Source organism: Lyngbya sp. PCC 8106 (genome assembly GCF_000169095.1).
In the GTDB taxonomy this organism is placed as follows: Bacteria; Cyanobacteriota; Cyanobacteriia; order Cyanobacteriales; family Microcoleaceae; genus Capilliphycus.
This window is the reverse complement of record NZ_AAVU01000029.1, coordinates 1-18,642: the sequence shown is the minus strand read 5'-3', so window position 1 is coordinate 18,642 and position 18,642 is coordinate 1. Positions and strand designations below refer to the sequence as shown.

Below are 18,642 nucleotides of genomic sequence, written 5' to 3'. Positions count from 1 at the left end.
GATTGTTGGGTCAGGTTTGGTATCAATTTTAATTTATATTCCGATATAGGCAAGGGAAGAAGCCCGTTTTGTCATTGTTAACGGTTGACAAATCCGCTTAGATAATCTACCTTAAACAAATAAGATAATCTCGTTCAAAACCCATGCTAAGATTAAGTCGTAGACGATCAATAAAGGGGGGTGTTGTTACCGGAGTGCAGACGGAGATGAATAAGAGTTAAACCTAATTTATATGTAGATGTTCATTGTGTAACGATACTTAGATTAAATTCTGAAAGCGATTGATTGCAGCAGTATCTAACTTTTATAATTAAGACTTTGCTGTAAAGAATTGACAATAATTTTTACAAAACACATAGAAATAAAACACTGTGGTTGTCTAGATCTATGAAAAGCTAGTAAAATTATGCTCAATGCTAACAATTTTATTTTATAGGTAGAGGAAAGGGGTTCTGCTAGACTAAAAAGTCTTGATTAGTTCAAATTTAGTAGATGGTCATCATATAACATATGTATTTGCCAAGTAAGCGGGTATTGAATTCAGCAATTACTGCTCTACGCCTTGAAGATCAGATGGGAACGATTTTAAAGTGGGCGAGTTGCCATGAAAGCCGTATGGTCTGCGTTGCAAATGTTCATATGGTCATGGAAGCCTATTGGGAACCAAAATTTGCTCAAATTCTCCATAATGCCGATATCGTTACACCGGATGGAATGCCCCTTGTTTGGATGTTGAAGAAAATGGGAGTTCCTCAAGATCGGGTTGCTGGAATGGATATCCTTTTACGTTTATGTCAGTTAGCTCCCGAGGAAAATATTAGCGTTTTTTTCTTGGGTTCAGATGAACCAACTTTAAGCCGAATTGGAAATAGACTCACTCAGGATTTTCCTAAACTTCAAGTCGCCGGATTACGTTCTTTACCCTTTCGTCCGCTTACACCCGAGGAAGATGATGCTGTCATTAAAGAAATTAATGATAGTGGTGCGGGAATTGTATTTGTTTCTTTAGGATGTCCGAAACAAGAGCGATTTATGGCTCAACATCGAGGTAAAATTAAAGCCGTGATGCTGGGAGTCGGAGCCGTTTTTCCGCTGTATGCAGGACAGCAAACTCGCGCCCCCTTGTGGGTTAGAGAATCTGGACTTGAATGGTTCTATCGTTTGGTACAAGAACCCAATCGGCTTTGGAAACGCTATAGTCAGACGATTCCTCCCTTTGTGTTGTTAGCCACCAAACAACTCCTGATTGAGTCGCAACAAGATCAACTTTCTTCTCGACTTCCAATGTACCGCCCGGTGGGTCAAACCTTAATTGAAGCGGGTTTACTCTCCACTGAACAAGTTCGGACGATCTTACACACTCAAGCAGAAGGAACAAAACAGCGATTTGGAGAAATTCTGGCTCAACAAAACTGGTTGAAACCAGAAACAGTAGACTTTTTCGCCGAAGAAATTCCTCGCCTAGCAATTAAGCAACAAAAAAAACCGATTGGTTATTACCTAAAGTCAGCGGCGTTGTTGAATGATGATCAAATTCAGATAATCCTCAAACAGCAACAGGATAGCCGTTTACGGTTTGGAGAATTAGCAGTCCAAGCCGGATGGATTAAGCCCGCGACCATCAATTTATTACTTGAATATATAGCTCCAAGAAGACAGGACTCTTACGAAGATTATGATTATGACCTCGTAGCAGAACAAGATTCTCAGCAATCATCCATTTGTCGGAGTTAAGGTGGCTTGACTCAAAAAAAAGAAGGGAAAGCCCCGATGAACTCAATAAGAGCTTCCCTTACCTGAGTTGAGGTGTTGTCAGTGAACGGTTATAAGTTACTTGCAATCACTTCTCGATACAAACTCTTAGGTTGAACACCATTAAGCTGTTTAACAAGACCTTTTTCTTTGAATAACTGAATGGTTGGGGTGCCACTCACGCCAGCATTTTGAGCAATTTCGGGGTCTTGTTCGATATCAATTTCTACAAAGTGAATTTTCCCGTCAAACTCGGACACAACCTTATCTAAAATTGGCTTCAAACGGTGACAAGGCCCACAACTCGGGGAAACATATTTCACCATAATCAGGCGATCGCTATCGTGGTATAACTTCCGTAGTGCATAACCTCCGACGTGATGAGTCGCTTGAGGATCAAAGGTTTCTTCGGTATCCGCGATACTTTCTGAAGGGGTTTCTTCTGTTTTGGTCGCATCTCCGGTTTCAGCTTGTTTAAACTCCTGCACCAACCCCTTTGCTGATAACCACCGTTCGGCTAACATCGCTCCCATACACCCACTTCCGGCGGCGGTAATGGCTTGACGGAATTCATGGTCTTGAACGTCTCCGACCGCATAAACGCCTTCTACAGAGGTTTCTACACCGCCATGTTGGGTCACAATATAACCGACATCATCGAGTTCGAGCTGTCCTTTGACAATTTGAGTATTAGGTGTGTGACCAATTGCATAAAATAATCCGCCGACGGAGAGTTCTGTTTCTTCGTCTGTTTGGCGGTTTTTCAGCCGAATTCCTTCCATTTTGCCATTCCCGAAGACATCTACGGTTTCTGTATTCCAGTGAACGGTGACTTTCGGGTGATCGAGTACCCGTTGCTGCATGGCTTTACTCGCTCTGAGTTCATCCCGACGGACTAACAAGTGAACGTGAGAACCATATTTTGTTAAATATACCGCTTCTTCGGCTGCACTATCTCCGCCCCCAATAACCGCCAGTTCTACGCCTTTGAAAATCGGACTCGCCCCGTCACAAATTGCACAAGCAGAAATTCCATGACTCCAGAATTTATCCTCACTGGGTAGATTTAAACGTTTGGCTGTGGCTCCGGTTGCCAATATAATAGTATGGGTTTTGAATTCTCGTTCGTCTGAACGCACGGTAAAGGGACGTTGACTGAGATCGACTTCGATCACGTCTTCGGTGTAGAGTTCAGCCCCCCAACGTTCGGCTTGGGCTTTCATTCTATCCATGAGTTGTGGCCCGGTGATGCCTTCGGGAAAGCCTGGAAAGTTCTCAACTTCGGTGGTGGTCATTAATTGTCCGCCCGGAATTCCGCCCATTTGATAGCCTTCAAACATCACAGGTTTGAGGTTGGCTCGTCCGGCGTAGATAGCTGCGGTGTAACCTGCTGGCCCTGAACCGATAATGACAACGTTTTCTACTGCTGGATTGCTCATTGCTTTTTAATATAAACTCATAATGACTTCGTTTTAACGAATTATAGCGAATTTTTAGGAGAATTTCAAAATAGAGGAAACGGGAAAGATACTCAGACAAGAGGGAATAAACTTTTAACTCTTGATGTTTTGATAAACTCTTGAGAGAATTTTATCGCTTCGGCACTGAAAAATTACAACAATAGATCATGCAAAGAGTCTTAGAACCAGAAGTGATGGACACCTGGGAAGAAGCAGTTGAGTATGACTCAATGGACTTCTCCGCAGTCAATACCGCTTTTGCTGAACACACCATTACTCTAGGGCCAACAACCGCCCAAGTTCTTGATGCGGGAACGGGAACCGCTCGTATTCCGATTTTAATAGCTCAACAGCGCCCAGACTGGCAAATTATCGCCATTGATTTGTCAGAAAATATGCTCAAAATTGGTCAGCAAAACGTTGAGCGCTCGGGTGTACAAACTCAAGTCAAATTAGAACGGGTGGATGCCAAACAACTTCCCTACATAGAGGCTCAGTTTGATTTGATTATTTCTAATAGTATTATACATCATTTGAGCAATCCCATTCCTTTTTTGAGAGAATTAAAACGAGTCCTCAAACCTCAAGGTGGAATATTTTTGCGTGATTTATTACGGCCCGGGGATGAAGTCATCAGAGATCATTTAGTTGAACAATATGCCGGAGATTGTAACGATCATCAAAGACAACTATTTCGAGATTCATTGCAAGCGGCATTTACCCTCGAAGAAATTCATCAAATGATCGCAGAAGTGGGGTTAGAAAACGTCAAAATCTATCAATCTAGCGATCGCCATTGGACGGCAGAACGAGCCTATCAAAGTTGAGAAGCTATTAGGCTATAGAAGATTCAACGACTTGTTGTAAACCATGATAATCCTCTTGAGTGTAAGCAACTAAAATCACCTGTTCGAGAGAAATCTGAGGATTGTTCTTAAAAAACTGTTGAATTTCACGAACTGCAATTAGAGTTGCTTGTTGGAAGGGAAACCGATAAGCACCCGTACTAATGGAGGGAAAAGCAATAGTTTTTATGACATTTTGTTGAGCTAATTTTAAACTATTGCGATAACAACAGGCTAATAATTCATCTTCATGGCGCGCGCCGCCTCGCCAAACCGGGCCAACGGTATGAATTACCCACCGACAGCGAAGATCGTAACCTGGGGTGATTTTGGCTTCGACCGTCGGACAACCCCCTAGCTGACGACATTCTGCGAGTAATATCGCCTAGAATCACTTGAATTTGAAACATGGCTAAATCAATTAACAATCACAAATAGTCTAGGTAAAATATCGCCCTATCCGGTATTACGACTAAACTCAGAGTAGGATAAGGATAGCCTCAGATTTTTTCTTTCTTGCCCAATTCTAACTGCTAAATCGATGAGCATTCGTGGTATTGACGTTTCTGACTATCAACCCAACGTAGACTGGAAAGCCGTTGTCGATGCGGGGATTACGTTTGCATTTATCAAAGCAACCGAAGGCCAAACTTTTGTTGCGGAAGTATTTGATACCTACTGGAAACAATCCAAAGCCAATGGTTTACAGAGAGGAGCCTATCATTTTTTTAGACCCGCAAGTGATCCCAAAGCACAAGCGGATAATTTTCTCAAGACAGTCAAACTAGAAGCCGGAGATTTATCCCCCGTTTTAGATATCGAAACCACTGATGGTTTAGACACTCAAACGTTGTGTGATCGCGCTCAAGAATGGCTCGATATTGTTGAACGAGCAACTGGATTTCGCCCGATTATTTACACTTATCCCGGATTTTGGCAAAGTTTAAATACCAAACGGTTTTCGGAGTATCCATTGTGGATCGCTCACTACACCCAAGCTGAACAACCGATGGTTCCTGGCGGTTGGAAAACCTGGTTATTTTGGCAATTTACAGATCGAGGTCAAGTAACAGGGGTGAGTGGTGGAGTCGATGTTAATTTATTTGAAGTCTCTACCGTGGGAACAACGGGTTCAAAAGTACAGGATTTACAAAGTCTATTAAAAAATAGAGGATTTGATCCCGGTTCAATTGATGGAATTTTTGGAAATGGGACTAAAACTGCAATTTTAAAATTTCAGAAGTCTAAGGGATTAGCTGAAGATGGAATTGCGAATTTAAAAACTTGGACGGCGCTATTAACTCAGCTAGAATTAGCAGTGAATCCAACACCAGAACCGGCACCAGAACCGACACCTGCACCTCCACCAGAACCGATACCAGAACCGACGCCTGCACCTCCACAAACGACATTAGATTTCATCAAAGTTTGTAAGGCTTACAAAGGGGAACCTGTCCAAAGTGAGGCGTTAAAATGGTTACAACAGCAAATTTCTGAGACAACATTGCTGGAATTTGCTCAACGTTGGCGCAATTTATCTCAATCTTCGAGTCGTTCAATTGATTTGATTGATGTTTGTAAATATTATCGGGGATTATCGAATCAAGATGAGTCTTTGTTGTGGTTATTTCGACAGATTCCGATTGCAACTTGGATAGAATTTGAACAGAAGTGGAATCAACCTCAAGTTCCAATCGTTAAACCTGATATTCGCTTAGTTGATGTCTGTAAATACTATCAAGAACTTCCCACTCAAAAAGAAGCACTTGAATGGTTACAAGCTCAACTTCCACCAGAAACACTTTCTGAATTTGCTCGACGTTGGCGAAAACCCAATTCTCGATCATAAAATTATTTTATGGATAATTAGGCGTTTTTTGTTATTGGTAAGCGATTCTCCTGCGGAGACGCTGCGCGATCGCAAATAATCTCTAATAGACCCTTCCTTTGACTCAGGGTGATATCAAAAATGGGGAGATGGGGAGGTAAATAGTTTCTGATTTCTGACCGAAAAAATTGGGATACAAGCCCCGTCCTTGAGGACGGCTTTATGTTAAACTTTCTTTTGTGGAAAGGGTAATCAACCACACTAAAAACCCAGTCACCGAAAGGCAACGCACCTTGACGCACTGAAGTTATGGGGTTCCGTACAGGAAAGCTTGTACGCTTATTAGCGCAACGCAACAAGTACAGAGAAACCAAGATTTTAGGTTTTGAACTGTAGGGTAGGGCATACCCAAACAGGTTTCTGAAATGGAGCAAAACGCTTGGGGAGAATTCATCTCTGGTGCAGATAGGGCAGCCTATCTGTATTAAATGGACTCGCTGAACCAAGAATCCCCGTCGTTTACGACCGGGAGTGTCAATTCTTCTGAAACCAGTAGCTTTGAACCTCTATTCACCAACTGAGGCCGTCGGTATAGGGTATGTAATGAGTTATGATAACCGTCAATAGGGTTTCACCTTCAAGTGAAAATCCAGTTGTCAGATGATCGTCCCGGTGTGATCAAACCTGACGAACAGGTTCAGATATGACCGCAGCCCAGAATACCAGGCATTTCAACCGTAGTGAGTAGCCGAACCCCTAACGCTTATGGAAACAACTTCCTTTGACATTACCGTACTGATGGTGATCACAATCGTCAGTGGGATAGGTGCTCAAGTGTTAGCGGACTATCTAAGAGTTCCTGCAATTGTCTTCCTACTACTATTTGGTATCCTAGTCGGCAATGATGGCTTAGGGCTAGTTCATCCCAACTTACTTGGTGAAGGGTTGGAGGTGATTGTTTCTCTATCCGTTGCTCTCATTCTGTTTGAGGGCGGTTTAAACTTAGAATTACGTGCTTTAGGACAAGTTTCTGGGAGTATTCGCAATTTAGTGACCGTCGGTACCCTGATCACCCTCACAGGGGGCGGAATGGCTGCCCACTGGTTAGGTGAATTTCCCTGGCCGATCGCCTTTCTCTACGCTTCATTGGTGGTCGTTACCGGGCCAACGGTGGTCGGGCCATTACTCAAACAAGTTTCTGTTGATCGCCGGGTTGCAGCTTTGCTAGAAGGAGAAGGGGTTCTGATCGATCCCGTCGGTGCAATTCTCGCGGTATTAGTCCTGAACGTCGTTTTAAGCGGGAATGCCAATCCTTTAGAACTCTTTCAAGAATTGATGATTCGCTTGGGAATTGGCGCCGCAATTGGAGTGCTGGGAGGGGGTTTACTCGGGTGGAGTTTGAAGCAAGGTCATTCTCTGTCTGAGGAGTTGAAAAACCTGATTGCTTTAGCAGCCGTGTGGGGTTTGTATGATTTAGCAGAAGTGGTTTACAGTGAATCTGGACTGATGGCGGCGGTGGTTTCAGGGATTACCGTGCGAACTGTTGGTGTACCAGAAATGCGACAGTTAAGGCGATTCAAAGGTCAGTTAACGATGCTGTGTGTTTCAGTGTTGTTTATTTTGCTGGCGGCTGATCTGTCTTTAGAAAGTATTGTGGCTTTAGGTTGGGGAAGTGTTCTCACGGTTTTGGCGTTGATGTGGATTGTTCGTCCGATTAACGTCTGGCTTTGTACGTTCAACAGTAACCTTAACTGGCGACAAAAAGCCTTTGTTTCTTGGGTTGGCCCCCGAGGAATTGTCTCTGCTTCAGTTTCTTCTCTGTTTGCGATTTTGTTAACGCAACGGGGGATTAACGGGGGAGATTCGATTAAGGCTTTAGTCTTTTTAACGATTATTATGACGGTTGTAACTCAAGGATTAACTGCTCGTTGGATGGCAGGTTTATTACAGATTAATTCCAGTGCGGCGACGGGTGCGGTGATTGTGGGGTCTAACCCAATGAGTCGGTTGATTGGAAGTTTGTTTCAGGAACGGGGTGAATCTGTAGTCATCATAGACACCAATTCTGAAGCTTGTGAACAGGCAAAAAAAGAAGGTTTGCGGGTTTATCAAAGTAGTGCTTTAGATCCAAATGTGTTAGAAGAAGCGGGATTAGAATCAATTGGTACGTTCTTAGCCATGACGAGTAACGGAGAGGTTAATTTAGTTTTAGCGGAACGAGCAGCAGAAGAATTTAAACCGCCGCGTGTGTTGGCGCTGTATCCTCGTGATCCGCAATCAAAAGCATCAGCAAATAAGGAAAAAGTACAACAGGCTTTTATTCCCGATGTTCCTCTGAAAAAGTGGAATAAGTTCATGGAAAATCAAGAGGTGAAGTTAGGAGAAACAGTTCTGAAGCAACCAGGGTTAGAGTTTCAAAGAGCGCATTTACAAGCTTTGATTCGTTCTAATGAGTTAATTCCGCTATTAATCGAAAGACAAGGGAATTTACAAGTTTTACCCGCTTCGGAAACCTGGCAACTTGATGATCGAATTATTTATCTTCTCCATGATCCCAAACCTAAGCTTCTTAAGCGGTTATCCGGTTCACAACAATCAACTCTAACCTTAGAAACACATCCGGTAGTTGAAGCGGTTCCCATTCCAACTCCGACACCCAAAGAAAAAGATAAAGAAGACAAAGCGTTAGAAGAAGTTCCTGTTGAGTAAACAGAAAATATAACCTCACCCCAACCCTCTCCGATGAGGAGAAGTTTAAACACTGGTATTTGATTTTAATCATGGTTAGCACAACCTCGAAAACTCTCAGCTTAGAGGAATTTATTCAGCTTCCAGAAACAACCCCGGCAAGTGAGTTTGTAGAGGGTTATATTTATCAAAAACCTATGCCTCAAGGTAAACATTCTCGTCTTCAACTCAAGCTTTGTAATGCTATTAACGACGTTGTAGAAGATGGAAAAGTTGCTTTGGCGTTTCCTGAGTTACGTTGTACCTTTGGCGAACGTTCAATGGTTCCTGATGTGGTTGTTTTGAGATGGGAAAGGATTCCTTTTGATGCAGAGGGAGAAATAGAAAATCGATTTGAAACCCATCCAGACTGGATGATTGAAATTCTCTCACCCGAACAGGCTTCTACCCGTTCCGTTCGCAATATTTTACACGGTTTACGATACGGGACTCAATTGGGTTGGTTAATTGATCCGACAGAACGATTTATTTTGGTGTTTCAAGCCGAACAGCAACCCGTTGAATTAATGGGTGAAAACAGTTTAATTATACCAGATTTTTTAGAACTAAATCTAACCGTTAATCAAGTTTTTGATTGGTTAAAACCCGGAAAACAAAATTCCTAAATCTCACCTCAACCCCCTCCGACGAGGAGAGGGAGAAGTAAGACTCAAAAATAGATTAAGCAATGTTTGGATATTGTGACCAGAATTGATTAACCTGTTTTTGCCACTGTTTCCAATATTTGTATATTTCTAGACTGTCTAGAAAAGTAGTATCAACTTCATTTGGAGTAATTGTAATTAAAATTCCGCTATTAATTTGCACGTTATGGGGAGGGCCATAATGTCGATTTAATCCCCCTGCATAAGCCGCAATTTGTAGTTTTTGTTCATCGTAGATGCGAATACGATCAGAAAATTTAAACTCAAAAACCATTTCATCGGGTAAATTATCAAACTTTCCGACACAATCAACTCGTCCAGAATAACCTTCATAATAATGGAAAATCGGACTTTCTACCAGTCGAATATTATGAATTTTGTTGAGAACGGGTAACGCCTGTTCCCAATGACGTTGAAGAATTACAGGACAAGATTTATCCCCATTGTTGAAATAGTTTTCAATTTGGCGATGTCCGAGTCTGCCAATTTGACAAGCTAAATTCGCTTGAGAACCTTTATTTTTTCTCCAAGAGGCGAGTCGTCCTTTTTCCGCAGGCGATCGCATTTTATCTCTAATTGTTGTGAAACTCGGAAGAAAATTTCCCCGACTGTCTTGCATCCCACCCAGACCATTTTTAGTGCAGGCTTTTCCAGGGTAACGGGGAAGGGGTTTATCTGACCAGAATTGGTTTTTCATATTTTTAATGCAATTAACTCGACTGAATTAACTGTCGCATTTTTATTTTGGAGTTATTTCCCTGACTTGAAACTGACTTAAGCTGACTTTCCTGACTTACCCTGACTTTCTGACTTAATAGCCAAAAAAGCAGTTAAACTGGTATGTTAGAGAAGCAGTTGGTGCAGCAGATGGGGTTCCCAAAAGACTTTTTAGACCAGTTAGCCGATGAGAAGGGACTAACTGACAAAGAAAAAGAGGTTTTTCTTTCACTGTTCGGAGATGATCTGAGTAGAATACAAATTACACTGCAATTAAATATTAGTGAAGGCTCTCTTAAAGAGCATTTGCGTGGAATTTACAAGAAGTTTCAAATTGGTGGGAAAGGCCCAGGAAAAGAAAGTAGATTGAAGGATTATCTCACCAACCGATATCAACGTTGGCAAGCAGAGAACTCTAATAGCTCATTGTTTATTGAGAACACAGACGTAAGTATCCAAACATTAGTAAAGAAGACACGCCAGCAAATTCAGCCCTATATTCAAGAATGTTGCGGTACGATGCGGGTACTTGATATGACGCAACCCATTGAGTTAGGGAAAATCTATACAAACGTTAATATTTTAGAGAAAATTACGGGACGAACTTGGCGGGAAATCGCCCAATTGCAAGAAAAAGTTAGTCGAGAAAATTTTGAACGTTGGGGTCGGGGTACAGTAAAAGAAGAAAGAATTCCCGGTATAGAAGCGGCTGAAAAGTTCTCGAAGTTGATGATATTGGGAAAACCAGGGGCGGGAAAAACAACATTTCTCAAACACTTGGCAATTCAGTGTATAGGTGGAGCGTTTCAAGCCGAACGAGTTCCAGTATTTATCACGTTAAAAGATTTTGCAGATATTAAGGAACACCCGAATTTATTGGAATACCTTCAACGTTTATTGAAAGGTTATTCTAATGAAATGGAAGATATTTCAACTCTAACAAGTCTGTTAAAAGCAGGAAAATTTTTCGTTTTATTAGATGGCTTGGACGAAGTTAGAGAAATTGACTCTAGCCGAATCTTGAGAGAGATTAAACAGCTTTCACAGCAATTTCCTCAAAACCAATTTGTAATCACCTGTCGGATTGCAGCAAAAGAATACACATTTGAAAAATTTACTGAAGTTGAAGTTGCTGATTTTAACGAAGAACAAATTGCTAATTTTTCTCAAAAATGGTTTCACAGTAAAAACGATCCAGTAAAAGCAGAACGTTTTCTCGAAAAGCTAAAACAAGATGAACCCATTCTCGAACTTGCAACCAATCCTCTACTCCTAACTTTGTTGTGTTTGGTGTTTGAAAATGTGGGTAGTTTTCCCAGTAATCGTGCTGAACTTTATGAAATTGGACTTGATGTTTTGCTGAAAACATGGGATGTAAACCGTAATATTGAACGCGATCAAGTTTATAAAGGATTATCCCTAAAACGGAAGGAAGACTTACTGAGTCGAATCGCTCACACAACTTTTCAAGCGGGTGACTACTTTTTTAAAAAACGGGAAATAGAACGTTATATTAGTGAATATATTCAAAATTTACCCAATGCAAAGACTGATCCTAAAGCATTAGAGTTAGACAGTGAAGCTGTGTTAAAATCTATAGAAGCACAGCACGGCTTATTAGTAGAACGAGCCAGAAATATTTATTCTTTTTCCCATCTAACATTTCACGAGTATTTAACTGCTCGTAAGATTGTCACCAATTGTAATCAATACGATATTAATGATCCAACTTTGAGAGAATTAGTTAGTCATATTACAGAACCTAACTGGCGAGAGGTATTTCTTCTGACCGTTCAGATGTTAGATAGTGCTGACAGTTTTTTACTAAATTTAAAAACATCAATAGATTTATTAGTACAGAATAATGAAAAAGTACAGAAATTTCTCCTATGGCTAGATCACAAAGCAGACTCTATAAAAATCAGATCCAGTCATAATTTATCAATAAGAATTTTTTACTTCTGTGCTGAATTCATTTATTCATTTCGCATTTTTTACGAGGCTCAACTTATTGAGATGGTAAAAGAATTTCACGTTGATATTCAGAAAGAATTTCATGTTGATATTCAGTGCGAGCCTGAACTTTCTTTAGATCATGAGCTTTATCTGTTAAATCAATTCCGTGATTCTTCATCTTTTTTACCTAAAGATGCTATCATAACCAGCATTGATGATATTTGCAAGCACTATACTTTTAGTTCAGATATTAAAATAAAATTACAAATTATTAAAACAAAATTGAAGAATCTGCTTAGAGAGTTTCCTGACCCTCATCAAGAACAAGAAAAATTTCAAAAATTATGGGCTTCTGTTCGTCCAATATGGTGCGAAGATATCAGAAGCTTAATGATTCTGTGGCGTAATATTGGACATAACTGGAAATTTAATAATGAACAAAAGAAGCTATTACAACAGTATTATGATGCTAATTTGTTGCTTGTTGAATGTTTAAACAGTGATTGTTATGTGAGTCGAGAGGTTCGACAAGAGATAGAAGAAACGTTATTATTGCCTATAGAGGAAATTGAAAAGTGGAAATCAAGGAGAAAAGATGAACACTAAAATCAGTATTCAAATCGAACAAAATGAAACCGGATATTCTGCGTATAGTCCAGAAATTGCTGGATGTCGAGTTGAGGATAACTCTCTAGACGGAGTAATTGACCAAATTAAAGAAGCTATCAAAGCTTATTTAGTTCAACAGACTGTCGAACCTCAAACAACAGGACAATCTTTGCTAGAACTTTTTGAACAGGTTACAGGTGATATGACGGATGAGGAAATTAAACAGCTTCCCAAAGATGGTGCTGAACAACACAATCATTATATTTACAAGACTCCGAAACAAGATTGATGAAAACTATATTTGCTGATACATTTTACTGGGTTGCTTCAATAAACCCAGCCGATAACTGGCATAACAGAGTTTTAGAAATTACTAAGACTTTGCAACGGGCTAATCTGGTGACAACTGAAGAAGTTTTAGTTGAAGTGCTAACCTTCTTTTCAACATACGGATATCAAATGCGTCAACGTATTGTTAAACTGGTTGAGGGAATTATTATTAATCCGAATGTTCGGGTAATTCAACAAACACACGAATCATTTATGGATGGTTTAAATCTCTATAAAAATAGACCTGACAAAGGATATAGTTTAACAGACTGTATCTCAATGCAGACTATGCGTCAATTAGATATTATTGAAGTGCTAACCAATGATAAACATTTTACCCAAGAGGGATTTATCATTTTATTACAAGAGGAATAAAATATTATTCCATCACCTTACTGGAAATCATTGGAAAATAATCGTTGAACTATTCCGTCGATGGGTTGTATTGAACCCCGAAAGATGATCTCTATAAGTTTTCTATAAATGTGTAATCACTCTGATTAAATGGCGTAGGTCTAGACTTACTTCCGTTTGGTCTTTGCTGCTCTTGATTCTATCGTAAACTCTGGAATTTCTTGCAATTCAGTTTCACTCAAATTATATTGTTCACAAACTAAACTCAAACGAGTTCCAGTTGTTTTAACCGCATTCACAGAATGGGTGAGATTTCCCTGAAAAAACAGTAAAGTATTCACTTGAGGTTTAATCTGTCCGACTTGCTTTTTATAAGAACGTAAAACCAGTTCTCCCCCTTGTAAATAATCAGGAACTTGCACATATAAAACACTCACAAATGCAGGCGGTTCAACGGTTTTGCAATAAGATCGTAAAGATCGATCAATATGAGGATCAACTCTTGAACCCGCTTGTAACACCAGAGGGTTAAGATAAAAAGCATTACAAGAAGGCTTTAACGCCTGTTCTAGATAGCTTTTAAAGAAAGGAAAGCGCCGTTCGACTTCCGCCTGTTTCGAGCGTTTAAACACCACTGAAAACCCTTTTGTGTCGATAAAATCACGGTTAAGGTTGTTGATAGCGAGATAAGGACAAGCCAGAATTTCTCCGCGCAGCGAGTTGAGATAGGTTAGAGAAAAAGCATTTTGTTTTTGAGAAAAATAGTTCATTTCTGGATCGAATCGTTTAAAATTTGTGAGAGATCAGTTAGGTTACTCAATGGCACAATCAAATTTTACCAAACTCCAACCGTCTCAACGTTTAATTTCTGCATTATTGTGGCTACTCTCGGCTATCTACATTTATATTTTACTGCTTTCTCCGTCCCAACAACTCCTTCCTGGTGAACCCATTTGGGCTGTTCAACCGGAAACTCTTAAGGAAATTGTCAACGAATCAATTAATTTTTTCTTTATTTTACCACTTTTCAATGCAGTGGGGATTAAATCTATGCAAGCCCCAATTGTTCATCCGTGGATTGAGAGTTTATTCAACTTTGCGGAAGCCTGGATTTTGATGTTTTTGCCTTTATTACTGCTTGATTCTAAAGGTAAAGAACTCCCAAAAATTATCATTTGGAGTTTGGCAATGTTCCTCACCAATACTTTTTTACTTCCTTATATGGCGTGGCGATTTACTGTTCCTGAACTACAACCCGAAGAAAAACAAACTAAAGGTTTATTAGCGAAAATATTTGGTTATATTGGCTTAATTGTGGGAATAGTCTCTGTTTTTTGGGCTGTTTTTGCTCGACCTGAATTTGGAGATATTCCGGCTAAAACAGAATTTTTTATCGGAAATTTTATGAGTAATCGCGTTACGATTGCTTTTTGTGTTGATGTGGTTTTATTTTATATTTTCCAAATCATCTTAATGGGAAGTATTGAACCCGTTGATAGTCGAAAGCGAGGGTTAAGATTTGTTCCCTTTTGGGGTTTAGCGATTTGGTTAATTTTATAAGCGGTTTTATAGATAGCAACCCATAAAAATATCATCTGAATGAGAGAAAGATTTTGACAACCTTTAACTTTTTCATCCAGATGAATAGGAGACAAACTTTTAACATAGACAGAGTTAAAACTCAGATTCTAACTGATTTTAATTAATCTCTAACGAACTCCTGCACAGGATAAAATATCTCCAATCGAGTTAATGATTGAAGCACGACCATAAAGCCGAGGAATGCGAATTCCATTGGGTCGTACAGCCGGATTATGCAAATGGTTTAAATAGCTGTTGGGATCTTGTTTGACTAACCCAATTAAAGTCTCTGCAACAATACTACTTCCTACAGCTCCTAACGTGTTTCCTCCTGTTTGTAATGCGGCTTCTTTGAGAATGTAATACCATAAAGGTGTTCTGTCTCCAAAATTCCCATATTCAAGTGCTTGCTTTAGTTTTTCATTCGGTTCTTTATCGATTAAATCTTCTCTTGTTAGGGGTTGAAAACCAAATGCTTTAGCTAGTTTTTGTCCAGTTGGTAAACTCAATGAATAACCTCTGACTAGATTTCGTTGAGCTAAATGAGACATGAATGTATTCGCTCTTACTCCGTCGAGTTGAAGATCAAATAAGCCTTGAGAAATCTGCGGATCGATTTTACGAGCGACGTTAGGAATCGGTTCATCCGGTACAAATCTGACAAAGTTTTCCCAGTCAACACTAAAACTTTTCTTGAGTTGATAATTATCACCGTTCTTTTCTAGCAAATCAGACTCTTGAGGTCGATCTTTGGAAACACCCAAGAGATTCATAATTTTGACTTGAGACTGACGATTAAGTTGATAAAACGGACGAATCATCGAGTGACCAAACCGAAATCCGGCGACGGAGAATTCTAGCGGCATAAAAACCGAATTTCCACTAAAGCCAGGGAGATAAAAACGCGGCCCGTTGAGCAGAATATCGTCTACAATATTGGGGTCGCAAACTGATCTGAGATAGTCATTGATGACAACATACTGATAACACCAACGCACAAACTGACGAGCATAAATATACCGACTTTGAGGAGATAAATGTTTCGGTAAAGTACAAGCAATTACATTATGAAACTTTAAAAAAGCAGCATGAAGCTGACTAATAATCACGTTTTCATCATTACGCATATCCGCAATTTTGGCTTTGCGATCAGCCCGAGGTAAATCCACAAATTTACCCAAATCTTGAACTTTTAACAGTAAGCTTTCATCCTCATAAAGAAACTGAGCTTCTGTATTTGCTCCAACTTTTCCGCCCGGTATTAATGCTGGCCCGTCACCATAAAGACTATCGAGATCAAGCTGAGGACGCCGCCCATTTTTGAGCTTATTGATAATAATTTGTGGGTCAATCGGTTTTAATTCATCATTGGCATTATCACCAATACTAATCATACTGATCTCTGTTTCCCGATCTGTTCGAGCGGTAATATCGTGATCAATAAACTGACCTAAATAGGTAAAAACAGAAGGAATATTAGAGTTGAATTTCTTCATTTCTGCCCCCGCTTCTCCTAAGTCAGCCATGGCGTCTCCTAGCATCTTTAAAGCAGGAACCGTGTTGCTGGCTACAGGTAATTTATTCGCCTCTGTATTTTCCCCCATTACCAAGTCGGGGAACATATAACCAAAAGGTGTACTAAATAGAATTTCTTCGGTTTGTTCCCTTCTCTCTTTTGCTTGTGGGTTGACTCCCCCGGCATGACTGATATTTTTTAGCATTGACTTTTTCCCTAAAATCAGAACAAAAAAGATTATGTCTCATTTTAGTCAATAATTGTCCGATAGCACATCGCCCGTTTGTGTGTCACTCATTTGGAGTAAGCTCTTGTACTTAGTCTGGTTATGCTCATCTATTTTGGAGACGCTCCCCGATGAGAACGTCTCTATAATTATTAACTAATTTCCACGTAATTTTGTGGTATTATCTACTAAACTTTGAGCAAATCCATCAAACCGTTGAGATAACTTTTCATCGAGTAACTTTCCTTCTTCGTTAAAAGCACCCCAAGCTTGACCAATGGCAATTTGTTCGGGAATAACCCAAGCATGAACCCATCGCATAATTAATCTCAGGTCATTTAAAGCATTACTATTAACTTGACCCCCCAACACACTGATTAAACCAGCTACTTTACCGTCAAGCTGCTCAAAACTCATTAAATCTAAGGCATTTTTAATCACACCACTAACGCTACCGTGATATTCTGGTGTTGCTAAAATTAACCCATCTGCTTGCTTAACGGTTTCTCGTAATTTTTCCACGTCGGGATAGTCGGGATATTCTTTTCCCCCATCACAAAAAGGTAGACGCATCTGGCGCAAGTCTAATATTTCTACTTCCGCACCCAAGACTTCTACCCGTTGCGCTGCTATTTTTAACGCCTGCTGACTGTAGGACTCCCAACGCAGACTCCCACCAATTCCTACAATTTTTACCATACTATGATCCCAAACTTGATTGCTAAGTCGTACTCATTCCGACTACGTTTAATATAACACAAGTTTGTAGTTGCGCTATCTCTACAATTAACATCTATGTGACATTCTCCCGGCGTTAATTGCCTAGCAATATAACGCGGGCTTCTTGACCTCGCAATCAAGATTTCCTACGTTGCACTTGTCTAGGATTTCTCCCCCGACAGTACGCATTCAGTAGGCGGTTTCCGTTCCCCAATGATCCTTGGGTACTTTTCGATTCCACGATTACAAATTACCTCGGCTGAGGCAATATCTCTGTTGTTTGAATAGTCACATTCATCACAGGTATGCCAACGAACTGAAAGGTTGTTATTCCATTCACTGCCACAGCTAGGACACTGCTTAGATGTTCCTCTGTGATCAACAACGGAAAAGAACTTTCCTCGTTTCCAACACACCCATTTTAATAAGTCTCTGAACTGCCCAAACCCTGCATCTAGAGAATGCTTACCCAGAAAACCTTTTGCCATCACTCTAAAATCAATGTCTTCAACAAATATTGAGTCAGCTTGATCACAAAGTTGATGGGCTGTTTTTAGGTGAAAATCCTTGCGGGTGTTGGCAATTCTGTTATGTAATCGTGCTACTTTAACTTGTTCTTTCTCCCAATTTTTAGACCGTTTCTGTTTTCGAGATGCTCTACGTTGCAGCAATTTAAGCTTGCTTTGTAGCTCTACAAAAAACTTAGGTCTAGGAATGGTTAGTCCATCTGATGTAGCCACAAGATCGATCAACCCTAAGTCGATCCCGATAGCTCTCCCAAAAGAAGGTGTATCTGGTATCGAAACATCAGCTTGAATTGTGATCACAACAAACCATTTTGTTCCTCTGCATCTTGATACAACTCGCACCCCTTTAATACTAAATCCTTGAGGGATTTCACGGTGCAGGTTGATATCTACAAGACCAAACTTAGGGAGTTTAATCTGATTCCCTTCGATTGGATTGTTTTTGAATTGAGGAAACAAAAATGATTGATAGCGACCATATTTCTTGTAGCGTGGAAAACCTCGTCCTCTTTGTCTGAAAGATTCCCAAGAGTTATGTAATCTTTTGACTACATCTTGAGTGACTTGAGAGTGAACTTCTTTTAAGTAAGGGTTGGTCTTTTTCCATTGCGTTAACTGTCGCTTTTGCTCTATGTAACCGGGGAAAGGAGTCTCGGTCGGCATAATGTATTCTCTATCCAGAGAACACCTATCAATCGTACACTTCCGACTATTCATCCAATCTTTCAAGTCTCGCAGACAACGATTGTATAGTCGTCTACAAGTCTCCAGCCAACTCAACATTGATTTCTGTTGAGCGGCACTGGGGTAAATGCGGTAAGTGTAGTTC

At 40.2% G+C, this 18,642-nt stretch carries 16 protein-coding genes; 9 read left to right on the top strand and 7 right to left on the bottom strand.

Annotated elements, in window-relative coordinates; genetic code table 11:
- The first annotated feature begins 534 nt into the window (after nucleotides 1-534).
- Nucleotides 535-1,734 (top strand): WecB/TagA/CpsF family glycosyltransferase, encoded by a 1,200-nt coding sequence (locus tag L8106_RS18510; protein ID WP_232228524.1) that lies wholly within the window; start codon nucleotides 535-537, stop codon nucleotides 1,732-1,734.
- Between the two features lie 89 nt (nucleotides 1,735-1,823).
- Here L8106_RS18510 and trxB read toward each other — a convergent pair whose 3' ends face one another.
- Nucleotides 1,824-3,191 carry a thioredoxin-disulfide reductase gene (gene trxB / locus L8106_RS18505; RefSeq protein WP_009785928.1) on the bottom strand — a complete coding sequence of 456 codons (1,368 nt, stop codon included), beginning with the start codon at nucleotides 3,189-3,191 and terminating at the stop codon, nucleotides 1,824-1,826.
- Nucleotides 3,192-3,379: 188 nt separating this feature from the next.
- On the opposite strand from trxB, the gene L8106_RS18500 reads away from it, so the two are divergent.
- Complete coding sequence (locus L8106_RS18500) at nucleotides 3,380-4,039, top strand: class I SAM-dependent methyltransferase (protein ID WP_009785927.1); 660 nt, start codon at nucleotides 3,380-3,382, stop codon at nucleotides 4,037-4,039.
- Between the two features lie 7 nt (nucleotides 4,040-4,046).
- On the opposite strand, the gene L8106_RS30795 is transcribed toward L8106_RS18500, so the two are convergent.
- Complete coding sequence (locus L8106_RS30795) at nucleotides 4,047-4,439, bottom strand: macro domain-containing protein (RefSeq protein WP_198012974.1); 393 nt, start codon at nucleotides 4,437-4,439, stop codon at nucleotides 4,047-4,049.
- 159 nt (nucleotides 4,440-4,598) lie between these two features.
- On the opposite strand from L8106_RS30795, the gene L8106_RS18495 reads away from it, so the two are divergent.
- The 3 genes from L8106_RS18495 (at nucleotide 4,599) to L8106_RS18485 (ending at nucleotide 9,238) form a co-directional block, all read left to right on the top strand.
- The gene (locus tag L8106_RS18495; RefSeq protein WP_009785926.1) at nucleotides 4,599-5,906 is read left to right on the top strand and encodes a GH25 family lysozyme; all 1,308 of its coding nucleotides are present in this window, start codon (nucleotides 4,599-4,601) and stop codon (nucleotides 5,904-5,906) included.
- A gap of 744 nt (nucleotides 5,907-6,650) precedes the next feature.
- Nucleotides 6,651-8,594 (top strand): sodium:proton antiporter, encoded by a 1,944-nt coding sequence (locus L8106_RS18490; protein WP_009785925.1) that lies wholly within the window; start codon nucleotides 6,651-6,653, stop codon nucleotides 8,592-8,594.
- 71 nt (nucleotides 8,595-8,665) lie between these two features.
- Entirely contained in the window at nucleotides 8,666-9,238 is a 573-nt protein-coding gene (locus tag L8106_RS18485) for a Uma2 family endonuclease (protein ID WP_009785924.1), read from the top strand.
- A 55-nt stretch (nucleotides 9,239-9,293) separates the two neighbouring features.
- Here L8106_RS18485 and L8106_RS18480 read toward each other — a convergent pair whose 3' ends face one another.
- Complete coding sequence (locus L8106_RS18480; RefSeq protein ID WP_009785923.1) at nucleotides 9,294-9,974, bottom strand: hypothetical protein; 681 nt, start codon at nucleotides 9,972-9,974, stop codon at nucleotides 9,294-9,296.
- Nucleotides 9,975-10,117: 143 nt separating this feature from the next.
- Between L8106_RS18480 and L8106_RS18475 the strand changes: the two genes are divergently transcribed.
- Genes L8106_RS18475 through L8106_RS18465 form a run of 3 tightly spaced genes read left to right on the top strand, consistent with a single transcriptional unit; the run spans nucleotide 10,118 to nucleotide 13,264 of the window.
- The gene (locus tag L8106_RS18475; RefSeq protein ID WP_009785922.1) at nucleotides 10,118-12,556 is read left to right on the top strand and encodes an NACHT domain-containing NTPase; all 2,439 of its coding nucleotides are present in this window, start codon (nucleotides 10,118-10,120) and stop codon (nucleotides 12,554-12,556) included.
- Complete coding sequence (locus L8106_RS18470) at nucleotides 12,546-12,848, top strand: type II toxin-antitoxin system HicB family antitoxin (RefSeq protein ID WP_009785921.1); 303 nt, start codon at nucleotides 12,546-12,548, stop codon at nucleotides 12,846-12,848. Before L8106_RS18475 ends, L8106_RS18470 begins: the two co-directional genes overlap by 11 nt.
- Entirely contained in the window at nucleotides 12,848-13,264 is a 417-nt protein-coding gene (locus L8106_RS18465) for a type II toxin-antitoxin system VapC family toxin (RefSeq protein WP_009785920.1), read from the top strand. Before L8106_RS18470 ends, L8106_RS18465 begins: the two co-directional genes overlap by 1 nt.
- A gap of 146 nt (nucleotides 13,265-13,410) precedes the next feature.
- On the opposite strand, the gene L8106_RS18460 is transcribed toward L8106_RS18465, so the two are convergent.
- Complete coding sequence (locus tag L8106_RS18460) at nucleotides 13,411-14,013, bottom strand: 2OG-Fe(II) oxygenase (RefSeq protein ID WP_009785919.1); 603 nt, start codon at nucleotides 14,011-14,013, stop codon at nucleotides 13,411-13,413.
- Between the two features lie 49 nt (nucleotides 14,014-14,062).
- On the opposite strand from L8106_RS18460, the gene L8106_RS18455 reads away from it, so the two are divergent.
- A complete protein-coding gene (locus L8106_RS18455) occupies nucleotides 14,063-14,803 on the top strand; it encodes a hypothetical protein (protein ID WP_009785918.1) in 741 nt (246 codons plus the stop codon).
- Between the two features lie 149 nt (nucleotides 14,804-14,952).
- On the opposite strand, the gene L8106_RS18450 is transcribed toward L8106_RS18455, so the two are convergent.
- From L8106_RS18450 to L8106_RS18440, 3 genes are all read right to left on the bottom strand, one after another.
- Nucleotides 14,953-16,545 (bottom strand): heme peroxidase family protein, encoded by a 1,593-nt coding sequence (locus L8106_RS18450; protein WP_009785917.1) that lies wholly within the window; start codon nucleotides 16,543-16,545, stop codon nucleotides 14,953-14,955.
- A gap of 177 nt (nucleotides 16,546-16,722) precedes the next feature.
- Nucleotides 16,723-17,265: an NADPH-dependent FMN reductase gene (locus tag L8106_RS18445; RefSeq protein WP_009785916.1), complete on the bottom strand. Its 543-nt coding sequence runs from the start codon at nucleotides 17,263-17,265 to the stop codon at nucleotides 16,723-16,725.
- 182 nt (nucleotides 17,266-17,447) lie between these two features.
- Nucleotides 17,448-18,642, bottom strand: a 1,195-nt coding sequence (locus tag L8106_RS18440) for an RNA-guided endonuclease TnpB family protein (protein ID WP_071941417.1), incomplete at its 5' end; no start/stop codon positions are given.

What these genes read in the sequence shown, in the direction of transcription:
- L8106_RS18465 (WP_009785920.1), top strand. Translation starts at nt 12,848, where the DNA reads ATGAAAACTATATTTGCTGATACATTTTACTGGGTTGCTTCAATAAAC.
- L8106_RS18445 (WP_009785916.1), bottom strand. Translation starts at nt 17,265, where the DNA reads ATGGTAAAAATTGTAGGAATTGGTGGGAGTCTGCGTTGGGAGTCCTAC.
- L8106_RS18475 (WP_009785922.1), top strand. Translation starts at nt 10,118, where the DNA reads ATGTTAGAGAAGCAGTTGGTGCAGCAGATGGGGTTCCCAAAAGACTTT.
- trxB (WP_009785928.1), bottom strand. Translation starts at nt 3,191, where the DNA reads ATGAGCAATCCAGCAGTAGAAAACGTTGTCATTATCGGTTCAGGGCCA.
- L8106_RS18495 (WP_009785926.1), top strand. Translation starts at nt 4,599, where the DNA reads ATGAGCATTCGTGGTATTGACGTTTCTGACTATCAACCCAACGTAGAC.
- L8106_RS18490 (WP_009785925.1), top strand. Translation starts at nt 6,651, where the DNA reads ATGGAAACAACTTCCTTTGACATTACCGTACTGATGGTGATCACAATC.
- L8106_RS18500 (WP_009785927.1), top strand. Translation starts at nt 3,380, where the DNA reads ATGCAAAGAGTCTTAGAACCAGAAGTGATGGACACCTGGGAAGAAGCA.
- L8106_RS18485 (WP_009785924.1), top strand. Translation starts at nt 8,666, where the DNA reads ATGGTTAGCACAACCTCGAAAACTCTCAGCTTAGAGGAATTTATTCAG.
- L8106_RS18455 (WP_009785918.1), top strand. Translation starts at nt 14,063, where the DNA reads ATGGCACAATCAAATTTTACCAAACTCCAACCGTCTCAACGTTTAATT.
- L8106_RS18470 (WP_009785921.1), top strand. Translation starts at nt 12,546, where the DNA reads ATGAACACTAAAATCAGTATTCAAATCGAACAAAATGAAACCGGATAT.
- L8106_RS18460 (WP_009785919.1), bottom strand. Translation starts at nt 14,013, where the DNA reads ATGAACTATTTTTCTCAAAAACAAAATGCTTTTTCTCTAACCTATCTC.
- L8106_RS18480 (WP_009785923.1), bottom strand. Translation starts at nt 9,974, where the DNA reads ATGAAAAACCAATTCTGGTCAGATAAACCCCTTCCCCGTTACCCTGGA.
- L8106_RS18450 (WP_009785917.1), bottom strand. Translation starts at nt 16,545, where the DNA reads ATGCTAAAAAATATCAGTCATGCCGGGGGAGTCAACCCACAAGCAAAA.